This is a genomic window from Paraburkholderia sp. GAS334 (genome assembly GCF_050436625.1).
In the GTDB taxonomy this organism is placed as follows: Bacteria; Pseudomonadota; Gammaproteobacteria; order Burkholderiales; family Burkholderiaceae; genus Paraburkholderia.
Window position 1 is genome coordinate 253,172 of record NZ_JBNDMO010000001.1, and the last position, 19,321, is coordinate 272,492.

The 19,321-nt window shown below is 61.8% G+C and carries 17 protein-coding genes; 11 read left to right on the forward strand and 6 right to left on the reverse strand.

Annotated features, from left to right (window positions below):
• Positions 1 to 82: 82 nt before the first annotated feature.
• The 3 genes from prpC to P3T21_RS01095 all read right to left on the reverse strand — a co-directional run bounded on the left by prpC (position 83) and on the right by P3T21_RS01095 (position 3,588).
• Positions 83 to 1,258 carry a bifunctional 2-methylcitrate synthase/citrate synthase gene (gene prpC, locus P3T21_RS01085; protein WP_429254081.1) on the reverse strand — a complete coding sequence of 392 codons (1,176 nt, stop codon included), beginning with the start codon at positions 1,256 to 1,258 and terminating at the stop codon, positions 83 to 85.
• A 124-nt stretch (positions 1,259 to 1,382) separates the two neighbouring features.
• Positions 1,383 to 2,399 (reverse strand): HpcH/HpaI aldolase/citrate lyase family protein, encoded by a 1,017-nt coding sequence (locus P3T21_RS01090; RefSeq protein ID WP_429254082.1) that lies wholly within the window; start codon positions 2,397 to 2,399, stop codon positions 1,383 to 1,385.
• Positions 2,400 to 2,604: 205 nt separating this feature from the next.
• Positions 2,605 to 3,588, reverse strand: a complete 984-nt coding sequence (locus P3T21_RS01095; protein WP_429254083.1) for a malate dehydrogenase — start codon at positions 3,586 to 3,588, stop codon at positions 2,605 to 2,607.
• A 506-nt stretch (positions 3,589 to 4,094) separates the two neighbouring features.
• On the opposite strand from P3T21_RS01095, the gene P3T21_RS01100 reads away from it, so the two are divergent.
• The 7 genes from P3T21_RS01100 (at position 4,095) to gltA (ending at position 10,017) form a co-directional block, all read left to right on the forward strand.
• The gene (locus tag P3T21_RS01100) at positions 4,095 to 4,919 is read left to right on the forward strand and encodes a GntR family transcriptional regulator (RefSeq protein WP_429254084.1); all 825 of its coding nucleotides are present in this window, start codon (positions 4,095 to 4,097) and stop codon (positions 4,917 to 4,919) included.
• 145 nt (positions 4,920 to 5,064) lie between these two features.
• Positions 5,065 to 5,478 carry a succinate dehydrogenase, cytochrome b556 subunit gene (gene sdhC, locus P3T21_RS01105; RefSeq protein WP_429254085.1) on the forward strand — a complete coding sequence of 138 codons (414 nt, stop codon included), beginning with the start codon at positions 5,065 to 5,067 and terminating at the stop codon, positions 5,476 to 5,478.
• A gap of 2 nt (positions 5,479 to 5,480) precedes the next feature.
• Positions 5,481 to 5,849 (forward strand): succinate dehydrogenase, hydrophobic membrane anchor protein, encoded by a 369-nt coding sequence (gene sdhD / locus P3T21_RS01110; RefSeq protein ID WP_429254086.1) that lies wholly within the window; start codon positions 5,481 to 5,483, stop codon positions 5,847 to 5,849.
• 4 nt (positions 5,850 to 5,853) lie between these two features.
• Positions 5,854 to 7,629: a succinate dehydrogenase flavoprotein subunit gene (gene sdhA, locus P3T21_RS01115; RefSeq protein ID WP_429254087.1), complete on the forward strand. Its 1,776-nt coding sequence runs from the start codon at positions 5,854 to 5,856 to the stop codon at positions 7,627 to 7,629.
• A 24-nt stretch (positions 7,630 to 7,653) separates the two neighbouring features.
• On the forward strand, positions 7,654 to 8,358 hold the full coding sequence (locus tag P3T21_RS01120) for a succinate dehydrogenase iron-sulfur subunit (RefSeq protein WP_090536777.1): 705 nt from the start codon (positions 7,654 to 7,656) through the stop codon (positions 8,356 to 8,358).
• Between the two features lies 1 nt (position 8,359).
• Entirely contained in the window at positions 8,360 to 8,632 is a 273-nt protein-coding gene (locus P3T21_RS01125; protein ID WP_429254088.1) for a succinate dehydrogenase assembly factor 2, read from the forward strand.
• Positions 8,633 to 8,715: 83 nt separating this feature from the next.
• Positions 8,716 to 10,017, forward strand: coding sequence for a citrate synthase (gene gltA / locus P3T21_RS01130; RefSeq protein ID WP_429254089.1), 1,302 nt, complete (start codon positions 8,716 to 8,718; stop codon positions 10,015 to 10,017).
• Positions 10,018 to 10,139: 122 nt separating this feature from the next.
• Here the strand turns inward: gltA and P3T21_RS01135 are convergent, their stop codons facing one another.
• Positions 10,140 to 13,049: an autotransporter outer membrane beta-barrel domain-containing protein gene (locus P3T21_RS01135; protein ID WP_429254090.1), complete on the reverse strand. Its 2,910-nt coding sequence runs from the start codon at positions 13,047 to 13,049 to the stop codon at positions 10,140 to 10,142.
• 160 nt (positions 13,050 to 13,209) lie between these two features.
• Positions 13,210 to 14,073, reverse strand: coding sequence for a helix-turn-helix domain-containing protein (locus tag P3T21_RS01140; RefSeq protein WP_429254091.1), 864 nt, complete (start codon positions 14,071 to 14,073; stop codon positions 13,210 to 13,212).
• A 134-nt stretch (positions 14,074 to 14,207) separates the two neighbouring features.
• On the opposite strand from P3T21_RS01140, the gene P3T21_RS01145 reads away from it, so the two are divergent.
• A complete protein-coding gene (locus P3T21_RS01145) occupies positions 14,208 to 15,452 on the forward strand; it encodes a DUF1479 domain-containing protein (protein ID WP_429254092.1) in 1,245 nt (414 codons plus the stop codon).
• A gap of 99 nt (positions 15,453 to 15,551) precedes the next feature.
• Here P3T21_RS01145 and P3T21_RS01150 read toward each other — a convergent pair whose 3' ends face one another.
• Positions 15,552 to 16,502: a substrate-binding domain-containing protein gene (locus P3T21_RS01150; RefSeq protein ID WP_429254505.1), complete on the reverse strand. Its 951-nt coding sequence runs from the start codon at positions 16,500 to 16,502 to the stop codon at positions 15,552 to 15,554.
• A gap of 426 nt (positions 16,503 to 16,928) precedes the next feature.
• Between P3T21_RS01150 and leuC the strand changes: the two genes are divergently transcribed.
• The 3 genes from leuC to leuD all read left to right on the forward strand — a co-directional run bounded on the left by leuC (position 16,929) and on the right by leuD (position 19,237).
• Positions 16,929 to 18,338 (forward strand): 3-isopropylmalate dehydratase large subunit, encoded by a 1,410-nt coding sequence (gene leuC, locus P3T21_RS01155; RefSeq protein WP_429254093.1) that lies wholly within the window; start codon positions 16,929 to 16,931, stop codon positions 18,336 to 18,338.
• Between the two features lie 5 nt (positions 18,339 to 18,343).
• Positions 18,344 to 18,502: an entericidin A/B family lipoprotein gene (locus P3T21_RS01160; protein WP_429254094.1), complete on the forward strand. Its 159-nt coding sequence runs from the start codon at positions 18,344 to 18,346 to the stop codon at positions 18,500 to 18,502.
• An 81-nt stretch (positions 18,503 to 18,583) separates the two neighbouring features.
• Positions 18,584 to 19,237 carry a 3-isopropylmalate dehydratase small subunit gene (gene leuD / locus P3T21_RS01165; protein ID WP_429254095.1) on the forward strand — a complete coding sequence of 218 codons (654 nt, stop codon included), beginning with the start codon at positions 18,584 to 18,586 and terminating at the stop codon, positions 19,235 to 19,237.
• Positions 19,238 to 19,321 lie beyond the last annotated feature (84 nt).

The window sequence follows — 19,321 nt, forward strand, 5'->3', positions numbered from 1 at the left end:
TAGTATCAGTTAAACGGTGGACGGCCGAACCGCGCAACCGCCAGGGTTGAACTGCACGCGCTTTTTGAGCGCACAGCGGACGCTATTTTCGCTTATTTAGCGACACGAATCGTAAATTCTCGGGGCCAGTGTAGTTTGCGCTCGGGCGGATGATCTTGTTGTCGATGCGCTGCTCGATGATGTGCGCCGCCCAGCCGGACGTGCGCGAGATCACGAAGAGCGGCGTGAACATGGCCGTCGGCACGCCCATCATGTGATACGACACCGCGCTGAACCAGTCGAGATTCGGGAACATCTTTTTCGCATCGGCCATCACTGCTTCGAGCCGCTCGGCGATGTTGAAGAGCTTCAGATTGTCCGCTTCCTTCGACAGCTTCTTCGCCACTTCCTTGATGACCTTGTTGCGCGGATCGGAGATCGTGTACACCGGGTGGCCGAAGCCGATCACGACCTCCTTGTTCTCGACGCGGCGGCGGATATCGGCTTCGGCCTCATCGGGCGTGTGGTAACGCGACTGGATCTCGAACGCGGCTTCGTTGGCGCCGCCGTGCTTCGGGCCGCGCAGCGCACCGATCGCGCCGGTGATCGCCGAATAGATGTCCGAACCCGTGCCTGCGATCACGCGGCCGGTAAAGGTCGACGCGTTGAATTCATGCTCGGCGTAGAGGTTCAGCGATATATGCATCGCCTCGACCCACGACTTCGACGGCTCGACGCCATGCAGCAGATGCAGGAAGTGGCCGCCGATCGAATCGTCGTCGGTTTCGACCTCGATGCGCTTGCCGTTGTGCGAGTAGTGGTACCAGTACAGCAGCATCGAGCCTAACGACGCCATCAGGCGGTCGGCGATATCGCGCGCGCCGGGCAGGTTGTGGTCGTCCTTCTCGGGCAGCAAGGTGCCCAGCACCGACACGCCCGTGCGCATCACGTCCATCGGATGCGCGGACGCGGGAATCCATTCCAGCGCGGCCTTCAGGTTGGCGGGCAGACCGCGCAGCGCTTTCAGCTTCGTCTTGTACGCCGTGAGTTCAGCCTGTGTCGGCAGCTTTTCGTGCACGAGCAGGTAGGCGATCTCTTCGAACTCGCAGGTCGTCGCGATGTCGAGAATGTCGTAGCCGCGATAGTGCAGGTCGTTGCCGGTCTTGCCGACCGTGCACAACGCCGTGTTGCCGGCCGTCACGCCCGACAGTGCAACGGACTTCTTGGGTTTGAATGCGCCGCTTTCTGGTGTTGCCGCGGCTTGTGTTGTCTCGCTCATCTCCAGCAATCTCCTGTATGCCCGCTCGTTTGAGATGCAGCGGTATGTCGATTACCTGCGGCCCGACAGTCGCGACGCTCCAGCGGAAAGTCGCGCTTTTGAATGGTTTCGTTGCTTTGATCGCTCACGACACAGCACCCACGGACGCAACAGCAGCGCCGAACAGCGGTTCAGCTTCATCCGGCACCGTGCGGCCCGTCGAGCGCGCGCGACGCAGCACCGACCAGTAGTAGCGATAGCTCGCGCGGTCGTGCAGCGTGTCGTGATGACGCGTCGGGCCCCACTGCGCGGATTGTGCGGCCAGCAGGATTTCGGCAGCGGTGGTGATTTCTTCGTCACGCGGCGCGAACGCCGCGACGATCGCCTGAATCTGCGCCGGATGGATGCTCCACATGCGCGTGTAGCCGAATTCGTTGCGGGCGCGGCTCGCGTCGCTCGCGACGACGCTCATGTCGCGAATTTCGGTGCTGACATTGTGCGACGGAACCTTGCCATGCGCGTGGCATGCCGCCGAAATCTCGAGCTTGGCGCGCCGCACGAGCGGATGGTCGAACTGGCCGGGCGAACGCATGGCGCTGTCGGGAATCGCGCCATCGTGCGCCGAGACGAAGTCCATCAGGCCGAAGCTGAGCGCCTCGACGCCCGGCAAAGCAGCGAGATCGAACACGCGGGAAAGCGCGCCGTGGGTTTCAACCAGCAACTGAACGGAGACGGGCTGCGCGATGCCGAGCTCGCGGCGCGTGGCTTCGATGAACGCGCACATTTCGGCGGCATCGGGCACGTTGCGGATCTTCGGAAGGGTGATGTACGCCGGCGCGCGCTTCGCGGCGCGCAGGATCAGGCGCACGTCGTCGCGCCAGTGAGGATGCTGGAAATCGTGAACCCGCACGCCGACGCGGCCGAAGCGGTCATGCTCGCTGCCGAGCAGCGACGCGACCAGCTCCGCGTGTTCCGCCTCGCGGCCGACCTGCGCGCCATCCTCGCAATCGAGCGTGATGTCGAATACGGGCCCCAGCTCCTGCTGCAAGGCCAGCGATTTCAGCATCAGCTTTTCGCTGCCGGCGTAGTGATCGCAGGCAGGCAGAACAGCGGGTGGCGCTTCGCCTTCGAACAACACTTCGGCGGGGGAAAGGGCGCGCATCTTCGGCGTCAGGGGCGTGGGTGTCTGTTGATCAAACTGATTCGGGCGCGCTCTGCGGGACAGAAGCCCGGCAAAACGCGTTCGGATCAGGTGCGAAAGCCGGGATTGACGCTGGGTTGGAACAAGCCGTCATTCGCGCATCCGCACGTGAAAAAACCGGAACCCGTCGCACTGCAACGGAGCTCCGGTTCGTCTGCATCAGCGATTAACCAAGCAGATGCTGCACGCCGTCGCGCTCTTCGAGCAGCTCGTTCAGCGTGTGGTCCATCTTTTCGCGCGAGAAGGCGTCGATGGCGAGGCCTTCGACACGCTTGTACTCGCCGTTTTCGCACGTCACCGGCACGCCGTAGATGATGTCTTCCGGAATGCCATACGAACCGTCCGACGGAATACCCATCGTGACCCACTTGCCGTTCGTGCCCAGCACCCAGTCACGCACGTGATCGATCGCTGCGTTCGCTGCCGATGCTGCCGACGACAGGCCACGCGCTTCGATGATCGCCGCGCCGCGCTTGCCGACGGTCGGGATGAACGTGTTGCGGTTCCATTCCTCGTCGTTGATCAGCTTGGTCAGGTCCTGACCTTCAGCCGTTGCAACGCGGAAATCCGGGTACATCGTCGGCGAGTGGTTGCCCCACACAGCGAGCTTTTCGATCGAAGCGACCGGCTTGCCCGACTTCGCGGCCAGTTGCGACAGCGCGCGGTTGTGGTCCAGACGCAGCATGGCGGTGAAGTTCTTCTTCGGCAGATCCGGCGCCGACTTCATCGCGATGTATGCGTTCGTGTTGGCCGGGTTGCCGACCACCAGCACCTTGACGTCGCGGCTCGCCACTTCGTTCAGCGCCTTGCCCTGAACCGTGAAGATTTCGGCGTTGGCGGACAGCAGGTCCTTACGTTCCATGCCTTTCGAACGCGGACGGGCGCCAACCAGCAGGGCGACGTCGGCATCCTTGAATGCAACCTTCGGATCGTCGGTGATCACGACGCCCGACAGCAGCGGGAAGGCGCAGTCATCCAGTTCCATCACGACGCCTTTGACGGCGGCTTGCGCTTGCGGCAGGTCCAGCAGTTGCAGGACGACCGGCTGATCCTTGCCGAGCAGATCGCCATTGGCGATGCGGAATAGCAGGGAGTAAGCGATTTGACCTGCGGCGCCGGTGACGGCAACGCGCTTTGCGGGCTTAGCCATTGAGAATTCTCCAGGACGATGCGTTAGACGCTAAGGGAAAACGCCATTCTATATGCGCGTTGCTCGAAGCGTCGGTTAAACACAGCGGAATTCGCGGCGCGCGTACAGCCTGTAATGAAGCTGGAAGGCGTGCTGCGGCGAGACCACCATGCCGGAAAACCTGTGCCTGTGCGGCCGAGCGGGGAAAACGGGAAGCGGCGTGCGCTGCATCTGGCCGCTGCATGACGCGGGCCCTGCAACAGCGTGTTCCGGAAGCGTCTGACGAAGCACTGACGACGGGCGAATCGAAACCTGAACTGCGTGAGGGAACGACGTGGTACAGGGCGGCTTTCACAGCGCGGCGGTCATGCAAAAAAGCGTGGCTCGACCACCCGCAAACCCTTGCTCGACAAGGAGTGTAGGAGTCGGGCGACGCAAAGTCAACATTATCTTATGTCTTATATAAGACATAAGTATTGCCGGGAAATCTCTGGACGAGGAGCGGCGCTTTATGATGAAATGTGTAAATGACTTCGAACCCGGCGAGCACCGCGAATCCGATCGGCCCGGCCGCGGCTGGCCCGGGTGCGCCTGCTGCTGTGCCCGCTTCTGTGCCTGTCTCCGCGCCGGCTTCGTCGCCCACGTTCAGTCCACTCTACCAGCAGATCAAGGGGCTCATTACGCAGAGCCTTGAATCCGGCGAGTGGAAGCCTGGCGAGATCATTCCAAGTGAAGTCGAACTCGCGGCACGTTACAAGGTGAGTCAGGGCACCGTGCGCAAGGCGATCGACGAACTCGCCGCTGATAACCTGCTGGTTCGCCGTCAGGGCAAGGGCACCTTTGTTGCAACGCACAACGAAGACCGCGCCCAGTTTCGCTTCCTTAGATTGCTGGCTGATGACGGTGTCGAGCATCCGCACGTCAGCCGTCTGCTCGAATGCCGGCGGCTCCGCGCTTCGGCCGATATCGCCCGCCAGCTCGACCTGAAGCCGGCCGACCCGGTCGTGCTCATCAAACGCCTGCTACAGTTCGACGGCGAAACCACTGTACTCGATGAAATCTGGCTGCCCGGCGGCGTGTTCCGCGGGCTGACGCTCGAGCGTCTTTCCGAGTACAAGGGCCCGCTGTACGCGATGTTCGAAACGGAATTCGGCACGCGCATGATCCGCGCGACGGAAAAGATCCGCGCAGTTGCAGCAGACCCGTCGGTTGCGGACCTCCTGCACGTGCCGGCCGGCTTTCCGCTACTCTCCGTCGAACGCGTTTCGTATACCTATGGCGATCGTCCCGTCGAAGTGCGGCGCGGATGGTATGTCACAACCGGGTATTACTATCAGAATGACTTGAACTGAATGACGGCGCTGCGCCGCGCGCGCAGCCCGTATGAAGACGCCTTTATCGCGCGTGTCGCAACAGTGTTGAGCGTTGTTACGCTGCAGCGCGAAAAGAAAAGGCGCTAAAATCGCGGATTAGTGTGACTACAAGTAGGGGTCTAGCATGGCTGAAGCCGTAAAAAAACCGAGGCCGGAGTTCCGGAACATCGGTATCGGGCAGATATTGACGGCATACCGTCTCCCACTAGCGGGGCGCGTGTCGATCCTGCACCGCGTGAGCGGTGGGCTGCTTTTTGTTTTTCTTCCGTTCCTGCTGTACCTCTTCGATCAAAGCCTCACCTCAGAACTCAGCTTCGAAGTCTTCAAGGGTTTCCTCTCCAACATCATCGTCAAGCTCATCACGCTCGTTCTCGCGTGGGCCTTCCTGTTTCACTTCTGCGCCGGTATCCGTCACCTTGTGATGGACATGCACTACGCAGTTTCGAAGGAAGGTGGCAAGCAGACGTCGGTCGTCGTGCTGGTTGTGTCGTCGCTGCTCACGATTGTGTTTGCGGCAAAACTGTTTGGAGCGTTCTAAAAATGGCAGCCAATAACCGGATCGGCTCGAAGCGTCTCGTCGTCGGCGCGCATTACGGCCTGCGCGACTGGCTCGCGCAGCGCATCACTGCCTGCATCATGGCGGTCTATACCGTCGTCCTGCTTGCGCTGTTCTTCGGCGCACACGATTTCTCGTATGACGGCTGGGCATCGATCTTCGCGATGCAATGGATGAAGCTCGCCACGTTTGTCACGCTGGTGTCGCTGTTCTATCACGCGTGGGTTGGCATCCGCGACATCTGGATGGACTACATCAAGCCCACGGGCCTCCGTCTGTTCCTCCAGGCGCTGACGATTGTCTGGCTGCTCGGGTGTGCAGGCTACGCTGCGCAGATTCTCTGGAGAGTGTAAAAGAATGGCTGCAATCAAAAATTCTCTGCCGCGTCGCCGTTTCGACGTGGTTATCGTCGGCGCGGGCGGCTCGGGGATGCGCGCTTCGCTGCAACTCGCGCGCGCGGGCCTCTCGGTCTGCGTGCTGTCGAAGGTGTTCCCGACGCGTTCGCACACGGTGGCTGCCCAGGGCGGCATCGGTGCATCGCTCGGCAACATGAGCGAAGACAACTGGCACTATCACTTCTACGACACGATCAAGGGTTCCGACTGGCTCGGCGACCAGGACGCGATCGAGTTCATGTGCCGCGAAGCACCAAACGCTGTCTACGAACTCGAACACATGGGCATGCCGTTCGACCGTAACGCGGACGGCACGATCTACCAGCGCCCGTTCGGCGGCCACACCGCGAACTACGGCGAAAAGCCGGTGCAACGCGCCTGCGCGGCGGCTGACCGTACCGGTCACGCGCTGCTGCACACGCTGTACCAGCAGAACGTCGCGGCGAAGACGCAGTTCTTCGTCGAATGGATGGCGCTGGATCTGATCCGCGACGCCGATGGCGACGTGCTCGGCGTGACCGCGCTGGAAATGGAAACCGGCGACGTCTACATCCTCGAAGGCAAGACCACGCTGTTCGCCACGGGCGGCGCAGGCCGGATCTTTGCGGCATCGACCAACGCGTTCATCAACACCGGCGACGGCCTCGGCATGGCGGCCCGTTCGGGCATCGCGCTGCAGGACATGGAATTCTGGCAATTCCACCCGACCGGCGTGGCCGGCGCGGGCGTGCTGATCACCGAAGGCGTGCGCGGCGAAGGCGGCATTCTGCGTAACGCGGACGGCGAGCGCTTCATGGAGCGCTACGCACCTACTTTGAAGGATCTGGCGCCGCGCGACTTCGTTTCGCGTTCGATGGACCAGGAAATCAAGGAAGGCCGCGGCGTGGGTCCGAACAAGGACCACGTGCTGCTCGACCTGTCGCACATCGGCGCCGACACGATCATGAAGCGTCTGCCGTCGATCCGTGAAATCGCGCTGAAGTTCGCGAACGTCGACTGCATTAAAGAGCCGATCCCGGTCGTGCCGACCATCCACTACCAGATGGGCGGCATTCCGACGAACATCAACGGCCAGGTCGTGGGTACGTCGAAGGGTCACGAAGATCCGGTCAACGGCTTCTACGCTGTCGGCGAATGCTCGTGCGTGTCGGTCCACGGTGCGAACCGTCTGGGCACGAACTCGCTGCTCGACCTCGTGGTGTTCGGCCGTGCGGCCGGCAACCACATCGTCAAGCACGTGAAGGAAATCAAGGAGCACAAGCCGCTGCCGGCCGATGCAGCCGACTTCGCGCTATCGCGTCTCGACAAGCTGGAGAAGTCGTCGTCGGGCGAATACACGCAATCGGTCGCGAACGACATCCGTTCCACGATGCAGGCGCATGCCGGCGTGTTCCGCACGTCGAAGCTGCTGGCCGAAGGCGTCGAGCGGATTCGCGAAGTGGCTGAACGTGTAGACAACATCCACCTGAAGGACAAGTCGAAGGTGTTCAACACCGCACGCGTCGAAGCGCTCGAAGTGGCGAACCTGATTGAAGTGGCCCGCGCCACGATGGTCTCCGCTGAAGCGCGCAAGGAAAGCCGCGGCGCGCACGCGCAAAACGACTTCGAACATCGCGACGACGAAAACTGGCTGCGCCATACGCTGTGGTTCAGCGAAAGCGACCGCCTCGACTACAAGCCGGTTCACATGCAACCGCTGACCGTCGAATCGGTGCCGCCGAAAGCGCGGACCTTCTAAGGCACAAGTCAAAGGAATTCAAAAATGGCCAAGCGTACATTTGAAATCTACCGCTACGATCCGGATAAGGACGCGGCTCCGCGCATGCAAACGTACGAGATCGAAATCGATTCGCACGAGCGCATGCTGCTCGACGCGCTGCTCAAGCTGAAAGCTGTCGACGAAACGCTGTCGTTCCGCCGTTCGTGCCGCGAAGGCGTGTGCGGTTCGGACGCGATGAACATCAACGGCAAGAACGGTCTCGCGTGTCTGCAGAACATGAACGATCTGCCGCAGAAGATCGTGCTGCGTCCGCTGCCGGGCCTGCCGGTTGTGCGCGACCTGATCTGCGACTTCACGCAGTTCTTCAACCAGTATCACTCGATCAAGCCGTACCTGATCAACGATACGCCGCCGCCGGAAAAAGAGCGCCTGCAGTCGCCGGAAGAACGCGACGAACTCGACGGCCTGTACGAGTGCATTCTCTGTGCAAGCTGCTCGACGTCGTGCCCGAGCTTCTGGTGGAATCCGGACAAGTTCGTGGGTCCGGCGGGCCTGTTGCAAGCCTATCGTTTCATCGCAGACAGCCGCGACGAAGCGACGGGTGAACGCCTCGACAACCTGGAAGATCCGTACCGTCTGTTCCGTTGCCATTCGATCATGAACTGCGTCGATGTGTGCCCGAAGGGCCTCAACCCGACGAAGGCGATTGGCAAGATCAAGGAATTGATGGTTCGCCGCGCTGTCTGAGATGGACGGATTACCGCATCAGTCCGACCCTCTTCGCCGCGCGCGTCTTCGCTGGCGCGCGCGGCGCGGTTTGCTGGAAAACGATCTGATCTTCGAACGTTTTTTCGGCCGATATGAGCATGACCTCAGCGATGCCGACGTAGGTGCACTTACGCGTCTGCTCGAGCTGAGCGATAACGACCTGATGGACTTGCTTCTCTCGCGCAAGGAACCAGAAGGCGACCTTGCCGACCCGGATATCAAACGGGTGCTGGAGCTGCTGCGCGCTGTGTGAGCGTCACGCGCGTGCGCACGGTTGTTTTATCCCGGCGTGCAATTATCGAAACCCTGTTTCCATACTTCGATTGAGGATGTGCTATGACCCCGTCAGATGTTAAAGCCACGCTATCGTTCAGCGACAATTCGCCGAGCGTTGAAATGCCGATTTACAAGGGCACGATGGGCCCGGATGTAATCGACATCCGCAAACTGTACGGCCAGACCGGCAAGTTCACGTACGACCCGGGCTTCATGTCGACGGCGGCGTGTAATTCGGCGATCACGTACATCGACGGCGACAAGGGTGAACTGCTGTATCGCGGCTACCCGATCGACGACCTCGCACAGAACGCCGACTTCCTCGAAACCTGCTTTCTGCTGCTGAAAGGCGAACTGCCCACTGTCGCGCAGAAAAAGGAATTCGTCGACACCGTCACAAAGCACACGATGGTGCACGAGCAGATGCACTTCTTCTTCCGTGGCTTCCGTCGCGACGCGCATCCGATGGCGGTGCTGGTTGCAGCAGTTGGCGCGCTGTCGGCCTTCTATCACGACTCGCTGAACATCAACGACCCGCGTCACCGCGAAGTGTCGGCGATCCGCATGATCGCAAAGCTGCCGACGCTCGTCGCCATGGCGTACAAGTTCAGTATCGGCCAGCCGTTCGTGTATCCGAAGAACGATCTGTCGTACAGCGCGAACTTCATGCACATGATGTTCTCGAACCCGTGCGAAGAATACAAGGTCAACGACGTGCTGGTGCGCGCGCTCGACCGTATCCTGATCCTGCACGCTGACCACGAACAGAACGCATCGACGTCGACGGTTCGTCTGGCTGGCTCGTCGGGCGCGAATCCGTTTGCGTGTATCGCGGCTGGTATCGCGTGTCTGTGGGGCCCGGCACACGGTGGTGCGAACGAAGCCGCACTGAACATGCTGGAAGAGATCGGCTCGGTCGACAACATTCCTGAGTTCATCAAGCAGGTGAAGGACAAGAACTCGGGCGTGAAGCTGATGGGCTTCGGTCACCGCGTGTACAAGAACTACGATCCGCGTGCGAAGCTGATGCGCGAAACGTGTCACGAAGTGCTCGAAGAACTGGGCCTGCACGACGACCCGCTGTTCAAGCTGGCCATGGCGCTCGAAAAGATCGCGCTGGAAGACGAATACTTCGTGTCGCGCAAGCTGTACCCGAACGTCGACTTCTACTCGGGTATCGTGCAACGCGCGCTGGGCATTCCGACGTCGATGTTCACGTGTATCTTCGCGATGGCACGTACGGTCGGCTGGATTGGTCAGTGGAACGAGATGATCGCCGATCCGGAACAGAAGATTGGCCGTCCGCGTCAGCTGTTCATCGGCGAAACACCGCGCGAAGCAAAGCCGATCGAAAAGCGTTAATCGGCAGGTCGTACCGGCTGCAGCGGATGGCTATTCGCTGCAGCGCACACAAAACGCCCCGACGGAGTTTCCGTCGGGGCGTTTTGTCTGGTGGCGCGTGACGCGACGCGATTGCGGCGGCGCTAGAAATCGTAGCGTGTGCCGATCGTGCCGCTAAAGCCGCTGACGTTTCCGCCGAGCACCGCCCCGAGCTGGGCGCGCACGCGCCAGCGGGCGTTAAGGCGTCCGTTCAGTCCGACGTTGATATCGGCGAGATTGCGCGAGCCGTCGACGGAAACCGTCCGGTTGTTCATCGCGAGCTGCGTCTGTCCGCGGGCATAGCGCCAGGCGCCTTCGATAAACGGCGCGACGCGCGTTGTCGCGGACGTATCCAGCGAGCCGCCAATCCGGACGCCCAGCCGCGTCACGATGCCGTTGGGACTGGAAAAACTCACTGTCGTGCCGGTTGCCTGCTCGAACACTGTGTGGTCGAAATAGCCATTCCAGATGAACTGCGCGAGCGGGGTGACGACAATGCGTCCTCCACTGAACGGACCCAGCGCGTAACCGCTTTCGAGCGATGCCGACACGGTCTGCGAATGGTAGGACTGGCCGGGAAGCGCGTCGCCCTGCACGCTGTTGTTCTGCGTGCCATAGAGCAGCCAGCTGTCGACATAAGCGCCGAGGCGGCGTACGTCGTCCTGAAACCACGTCGCATAAAGGCCGGCTGCATAGCTGTCGACGCCTCCGGTCGCGCGGTTCACGTTGTCCGCAGCGGTCGCGCGGGTGTCGACGTGGCCATAGCCCGCCATCGCGCCAAGGTGGATGCGGTCGTTGTCACCCCTAAGCGGCCACACGCCGATATCCGAGCCGAGATGCAGCAGCCATCCCGTATCCGACAGATGGACACGGCCGCTGGCGGCATCTGCGGATTGGCCGCTACCCTCGATCCGGACCCACGCGCTCGATGGATGACGCGCGTTTGAGTCCGTATCGGTCGTGTCTGCCATGTCGGCTGTGTCGCCGATCCGGTCGTGCAGCGCATGATTGAAGAGCGTCGCGGCCGCGTGCGCGTTGCTCAGGTAAGCGCCAATCTCAGGTCGATAACGAGGCTGCGGCGGACCGGGCGGCTGCGGCGGTTCGGGTGGGGTTGGCGGCGCCGGTGGCGTGACCGTCGAGCGCAGATACCATTGCCCATCCGATGCATCACGTTCGAGCGCGTACTCGTAGAGACCAGCGACCGCGCGGCCCGCGAGCACGAATGCGGTCGACGTCGATGTCGCACCCTGCGCCAGCGCGACAACGCGAATGCCCACATTCGTCACATCACCGGCGCCGCCGACGTTCGAAACATGCACGGCGGTGCTGCCAGCCGCCTGAGCGCCACTTCCGCTGATGAACAACCGGTCACTCGGCGAGTCATCCCCGCCGAGTCGCGTGTTCAGCAGCAGGTTGCCGGTGCCGGAGTAACTTCCGCCAACCAGCAGACGATTGCCGGGTTGTGCGCCGCGCAGATCGATCGTGCCGTCGTTTCGCAGCGCGCCGGTGATGGTCAGTGTTCCGCCGCCCTGGCCGCGCAACGACGGCGCGGCGTCGGCGGCTGTGAGCGTGCCGAGATTGAGCACGTCCCCCGTGACGAAGCCGTATCCGCCGAGCGTGCCGCCCGCGGCGATCGCGACGCCCGTCGCGGTGACAAGCGAAGCGGCCGGATGCGCGGCATCGCCGACCAGCAACGTCCCGCCGCCGTCGATCAGCACGCCGCCGGGATCGACCTGCACCGTGCCAGTCAGCCGTAGTACGCCCTGCTGGACAAGCAGCGCGTCGGACGCGCTGCCGGTGAGCGTAACGAGTCCGGAAAGTGTCCAGTCATTGCCCACCATGACGAGCGAGTCGAAGCCCGATATCGCGCTGTTTTCGCTGCCGCTGTCGGCCAGTGCCAGCTGGTTGCCAGAACCGTTGCTGACGAGCGCTCCGTTCACGACCGAGCCGGGGCCGACCACGAAAATGCCGAGCTTCGGCAAATTGACATCCTTGCCGAGGGCGATCAGGTTGTTGTCGCCGGAAAGCTGGATTGCTGTTGTGCCGCCCGTCAGCGTGCCGACGTTGTAGATAGTGTTGTCGTCGCCGGTGAGTGCGAGCGCAACACCGGCATCCGTACCGGCGACGATGCTGCCCGCGTTGACGATCACGTTGCCATTGGCGCTCGCGGATATCGCCGTGCCTTGCGGATTGCGAATCACGCCGTAGTTGAGCGTCTGACTTTGGGCGGCGCTCTTCAGCAATACGGCGGGCTTGCTGGTACTGCCGCCTTCGATAACCCCCGTGGACGTATTGATGATCGAGTAAAGACCGCTGCCGAAGAACCAGATCGCGTAACTGGACGTCGAGATCAGACCAGCGTTCAGCAGGGTGACGTTAAATGCGCCGTTAGACACGACGCCATACGTGCCATTGAGGACGCCCGTCGCGCGGTTCTGGACCCGCGCGCCCTGGCCCGTATAGACGGCGGAAGACAGCGTGCCGGTAATCTGGCCTTCGTTGTAGACATCCATCGACGCCACATCGGTATGCACCCCATCCGGGCCGGAGATGATGCCGCCAGCGTGGTTGTAGACCACGCCTCCGTTGGTGAACTGAACGCCGGAGGGTCCATTGGCGCTGGACGCGTTCGACTGGATCACGCCGAAATTGTCGACGCGCGCGCTACCGGGATCCAGACTGCCCAGCTTCAGGGCGCTGCTGGGGGGTGTACCTGTTGTGACGAGCAGCGTTCCGTAGTTCGTCAGTTGCCAGTTCTGCGTGGCGCCGCCCGTTATGACTGGCCCTGTGTTGTCAATCGTGGTGCCTGGCGCGACCATGAAGACGGCTTCGCCCGGCCAGGTTGCATCGAGATTGACAGGTATGCCGCTGCTGGCAGGTAACGTCACCGTTGCGCCGACGGGCGCGGCGGCGACCAGAAGCATCAGATACACGTAGTGCCGCCTGCAGCCCGACGCCGGTGCAGACCCTGGTTCGGCCTGCCGGCCGGCGGCTGTGATCGCGAACAGATGCATAGCAACGCCACGCTGTAGGTCCGCAGCGGGCGTGGGTCCGTCCGCCTGAACGAAGCCTGGGGGAGGAGCCGGTGAGCCCGTTGCGGAGCTATCTGGAGTTTGTGTTTGCGTCCTGTTGTGCGTTATAGCTCAGGGAGCGATGGCTGTCGACCGGCGCCATTCAGCCGCGTTTCGCCCGCCGCTCCAGCGAAGGCGAGCGCCTGTCCAGCGCCACCGGCGCTTCAGGCTCCGGCGCACGCCCGTGCATTTCGAAGAAGCGTCGCCAGGCGCTCGGTGTCATGCCGCGCGCCGCAAGAAACTGCCGGTTGAAATTGGCGAGGTTCGGAAAGCCGGCTTTCGTCGCAATCATCGCAACAGGCCAGGTCGTCTCCGTGAGTTGCCGCGTTGCATAACCGAGGCGCAACCGGATCAGATAGCGACCGACGCTCTCGCCGACATGCTGGACGAAATATCGATGCAGCGAGCGCTCCGAAAGACTCGCGACTGCGCACAGTTCCGCGATGCGAAGCGGCTCGTTGAAGCGGCGATCGAGCAGATCGAAAACGCGGTTCAGTCGCTCGGCTTCGGACGCCGTGCCGGATGCAGTCATGCGCGCTGACGGGTTCGCGCGGATATGCGCAGAAGACGACGCAAGCGGCACGGCGTCTTCGGCACCGGCGAGTTCGGCGAGCGTGTCCAGCACGGCCGAAAGCCGCGTGCGAGGTGACGCATCGAGCAGCAGAGGCAGCCTCGCGCGCATCGCCGCGGCGCACCCTGCGCCGAAGCTCAAACCCGGCGCGCGTGTGTCGATGGGTTCCGTCGACGACCACGTGTGCGGCATATCGGGCGGCACGAGCACGAGATCGTCGCCTTCGTAACGGGCGACGTGGTCGCCGATAAACCGCTGGCCGCGGCTGTTCATCGTGAGCGTCAGTTCGTACTCCGGGTGGTGATGCCACTCGAACGGAATCTGCGCAAGCTGCCGGTGGTACACGCGCACGGAGCAGCCGTCGGGAATCGTGACGCGTTCGTATTGCGGCTTCATCGATCGAATCCGGTCACGGTCAAAGACGCCGGGAATGGCTGGATTGTATCGGTAACTGGCCGGATAGCACATCCCGCATTCACCCAGGACGCCTAATCTGGCGGGACACAATCGATAAACCCAGGAGACAGGCAATGCCCCTCATCATCGACAACCTGCCGGACGCGATCCGCTCGACCAAACGCACGCTGCGTGCCGCGCTGCCGAACCACCGGCAGGTATTCCAGGAAGTAGAAGGCGCGATGAAGCAGCAGATCGACGCCATCGTGAGCGAGCGTGAACGCGGCGTCGGCACCATTCCGACGCTCGACTATGCGGCGATCGCGGCTGGCAATGTGGATCCGCACATCGTCGCGCAGATCCGGTCGCGTGGCGCATGCGTCGTGCGGCGCGTGTTCGATCCACAGCAGGCCGGCGACTGGAACGATGAAATCGGCCAGTACGTCGAGCGCAATAACCTCGACGAGCGGCTCGCCAATCGTGCGGAAGACAAGTACTTCGGCTCGCTTTCGTCGAGCAGGCCGCAGATCTACGGCGTGTACTGGTCGAAGCCACAGGTCGAAGCGCGGCAGTCGCAGGAATTGACGCGCACGCGTGTGTTTCTCAATCGACTGTGGCGCTCCGAAAGCGAAGGGCGTCAACATTTCGATCCTGAGCGCGTGCCCGTCTACGCCGACCGGTTGCGTCGGCGGCCGCCTGGATCGGAATCGCTGGGGCTTTCGCCGCATACGGATGCCGGCTCCGTCGAGCGCTGGCTCGATCCGAATTTCCGGCAGGTGTATCGGCATGTGCTGTCAGGCAACTGGCGCGAATACGATCCGTTCGATGCTGCGTTTCGTCCTGACGTGCAGGAGATTCCGTCGCCGGCCGTGTGCTCGATGTTCCGCACCTTCCAGGGCTGGACAGCACTGACGCCGCAAGGTCCGGGCGATGGCACGCTTCAGTTGATCCCGATTGCGAATGCGATGGCGTACGTCGTGCTGCGCGCGTTGCAGGACGATGTACCTGACGACGAACTTTGCGGCGCACTACCGGCCCGCGCGCTGTCGATCAATCCGCAGTGGCATGGCCTTCTGCTCGAAGCCGTGACACCGGTTCCACACATGCAGGCCGGCGACGCCGTGTTCTGGCACAGCGACGTCGTGCATTCGGTTGAAGACGCGCATCGCGGCACGGGTTACAGCAACGTGATGTACATCGCCTCCGCGCCGTGGTGTGCGAAAAACGAGGCCTCTCTGAAGCGTCAGTTGCCGAGCTTTCTGCGCGGCGAAAGCCCGCCCGATTTTCCGGCCGATCACTTCGAAACGGATTTCATTGGGCGCGCTCAGGAAAGCGATCTGACGCCGATGGGGCGCGATCAAATGGGCTTCGACCGGTAGCGGGTTTGTTTTTACTTCATTGAACCGTCGAGATCGGCACTATCGAGCAAGGCGACACAGACGGGCCGCATCGCTGACGGTCCGCCATTCCGGGTTTCGCTATCGATCGTCTTTTGTGACCAGTTGCAACGGCGTCTCGATGAATCGGGATAATTCGCGCTGCTTGCGATTTTCGGTAATAGCCTTGAGTGCGAAATCAACGCCGAACACGGCCTGTCTGTCGGCGAACTGGTTCATCGTTGCAACGACAAGGCCCTTGCGAAGCAGGGGCTTTATGGCATCGATATCGTTGTAGCCAGTGATGTACACACTGCCCGTTCTGCGTGCACCACGAACGGCGTCGACCGCCCCCATTGCCATATTGTCGTTGCCGCATAGAAGCGCCCGAAGCCGCGGGTAGGCGTTCAGAATCCTCGACGCGGCCTCGTTACCGTTTCGGTATTCCCAGGCGCCGGATTGTATGGCGACGATCCTGGCGCCCGCCGCGCTCATCGCATCTTTGTAGCCGGCCGTGCGCTGCTGCGCGTTGCGGTCAGCGGATATGCCTTCGATGATCCCGACTTCGTCGCCCGGTTTGAGTTTTGTTGCCAGATAGTCCCCGACTATCCTCGCGCCCTTTCTGTTGTCAGGTCCGACGAAAGGGACCGGGATGCCGGCAGCGTCATCGAACGGGTTGTCGATCGCAATCACGATGATTCCGGCGTTGATGGCGCGGGTTACCACAGGTATCAGCGCTTTCGAATCGGTGGGGGCGATGACGATGGCGCTCATCCTGGCGTCGATCAATTCATCGAGGATGCGCATCTGCGCGGAGGTATCGGCTTCTGTTGTGGTCCCCCGCACGGTAAGGTCAAGTTGCGATGAATAGTGCTTCTGATAGTTCTGCGCGCTGTTTGCCATCGCGACGGTGAACGGGTCGGCGAGCGACTTCAGCACAAGGGCAATCGTCACCTTGCCGACCTGCGTCGCCTGGGCACCTCTTGCCGATATCAGACCGGCCGCTGCGAGCGTGCCAGCGAAGAGCATGCGGCGGCGCATCCTTTGAGCCATTGATCTTTTCTCCTCCGGCGCGAAGCCGACTGTACGGCACGCGCATTTGTACACCCGCTTCCCTATAGGGTCACACGGGCAATCCTGCTCATATTCTTCCATAACGCGTGGGTCACCAGATCGGCTGCGCAATTAACGAGTTCGCGAGGAACCTGAGGAAATGAATCGACCGTTCGAGGCCTCCGAAGTCTGTCGAAGGCGTATGTCGACGGAGCCTGCACGCTGAGGCGACAGAACAGGCTTCATTTGCCAGGAACCAGATCGCCGCAAAGCCTTGCCGGGTAACGTCGATACAGGTATCGACACTACCAGCCAACTCCATGTTTTTTATCGGTTTTCTTCGCGCCTGTGAGCATCGGGTGTCATCTGCGTGGCATAATTGACCGGACACGGATTGCCCTCGCAGTTATTACTACCCCGCATACCATGGCACAGACTCTCTACGACAAATTGTGGAACACGCATGTGGTCCACACGGAAGAAGACGGCACGACGCTTCTCTATATCGACCGTCACCTGCTGCACGAAGTCACGAGCCCGCAGGCGTTTGAAGGCCTGAAGCTGGCTGAGCGTCCGGTGTGGCGCATCAGCGCGAATCTGGCCGTGTCCGACCACAACGTGCCGACCACGGATCGCAGCCACGGCATCACTGATCCGGTGTCGAAGCTGCAGGTCGATACGCTCGACGCGAACTGCGACACGTACGGCATCACGCAGTTCAAGATGAACGACCTCCGTCAGGGCATCGTGCACATCATCGGGCCGGAGCAGGGCGCCACGCTGCCGGGCATGACGATTGTCTGCGGCGATTCGCACACGTCGACGCACGGCGCGTTCGGCGCACTGGCGCACGGCATTGGCACATCGGAAGTTGAGCACGTTCTCGCGACGCAAACGCTCTTGCAGAAGAAGAGCAAGAACATGCTCGTGAAGGTCGAAGGTGCGCTGCCGCGCGGCTGCACCGCGAAGGACATCGTGCTCGCCATCATCGGCAAGATCGGCACGGCAGGTGGAACGGGCTATGCCATCGAATTCGGCGGCTCGACGATCCGCGCGCTTTCGATGGAAGGCCGCATGACGGTGTGCAACATGGCGATCGAAGCGGGCGCGCGCGCCGGCATGGTCGCCGTCGACGACACCACGATCGAATACCTGAAGGGCCGTCCGTTCTCACCGGAAGGCGTCGAGTGGGATCACGCTGTCGAATACTGGAAGCAGTTCACTTCCGACACCGACGCGAAGTTCGATCGCGTCGTCGAACTGAATGCCGCTGAGATCGTGCCGCAGGTCACATGGGGAACGTCGCCGGAAATGGTGACGTCGATTGACGGTCGCGTGCCGGATCCGGAACGCGAAAAAGATCCGGTCAAGCGCGACGCGATGGAGCGCGCCTTGAAGTACATGGCGCTCGAACCGAACCTGCCGATCGAATCGATCAAGCCGGACAAGATCTTTATCGGCTCGTGCACGAATGCTCGCATCGAAGACCTGCGTGCAGCTGCATATGTCGTAAGGAAGCTGGGCCGCCGGGTCGCACCGAATATCCGTCTCGCGATGGTCGTGCCGGGCTCGGGTCTCGTGAAGGCGCAGGCCGAACGCGAAGGCCTCGACAAGGTGTTTCTCGATGCCGGCTTCCAGTGGCGCGAACCCGGCTGCTCGATGTGTCTGGCGATGAACGCCGACCGGCTCGATCCGGGCGAGCGTTGCGCTTCGACCTCGAATCGCAATTTCGAGGGTCGTCAGGGTGCGGGTGGCCGCACCCATCTCGTGAGCCCCGCGATGGCCGCCGCCGCGGCGATCGAAGGGCATTTCGTCGATATTCGCAAGCTTGGATGAATCGCATGATGAACAGTATCAATCGCCTCACGTTGTTGCGTCGCCTCGCGCTGGGTTCGCTGGTGGCCGCGTTGCTAGGTCTTACGGGCTGCAACACGGTGCACGGATTCGGCGAAGACATGTCGCATCTCGGCAACTCGATCAGCAATCACGCTGAGAAATAAGCGGATTTTGATTTTTTCCGGCGATGGCCTGGCTGCTCTGCGGCCACGCGCATCGCCCGCTTTTGAACAGGCGCAAGCGTCATGGATAAATTCACTGTACACACCGGCGTCGTGGCGCCACTTGATCGCGCGAACGTCGATACCGACGCGATCATTCCGAAGCAGTTCCTGAAGTCGATCAAGCGCAGCGGCTTCGGCCCGAACGCGTTCGACGAATGGCGTTACCTCGACCACGGCGAGCCGGGCCAGGACAATTCGAAGCGCCCGCTGAATCCGGACTTTGTGCTGAACCAGGCGCGTTACCAAGGCGCTTCGGTGCTGCTGACGCGCGAGAACTTCGGCTGCGGCAGCTCGCGTGAGCACGCACCGTGGGCGTTGCAGCAGTACGGCTTTCGCGCGATCATCGCGCCGAGCTTCGCCGATATCTTCTACAACAACTGCTTCAAGAACGGTCTGCTGCCGATCGTGCTGACCGAACAGCAGGTCGACCATCTGTTCAACGAGACGTACGCGTTCAACGGCTTCAAGTTGACGATCGATCTCGAGGCGCAGGTTGTGCGCACGCCGGATGGCGGCGCCGGGTATCCGTTCGAAGTCGCGGGCTTCCGCAAGTACTGCCTGCTGAACGGTTTCGACGATATCGCCCTCACGCTGCGTCACTCGGACCTGATCCGTCAGTACGAAGCGGAGCGGCTTGCAAAGCAACCGTGGCTGAATCACCGCATCGTCGGATAAAGCGTAAAGCGTCTGGCTGGCGCGCTGATCGATCAGAGTGATCTGACGATCGATCGGGTACGCCTGCGCACTAACGAACACAAG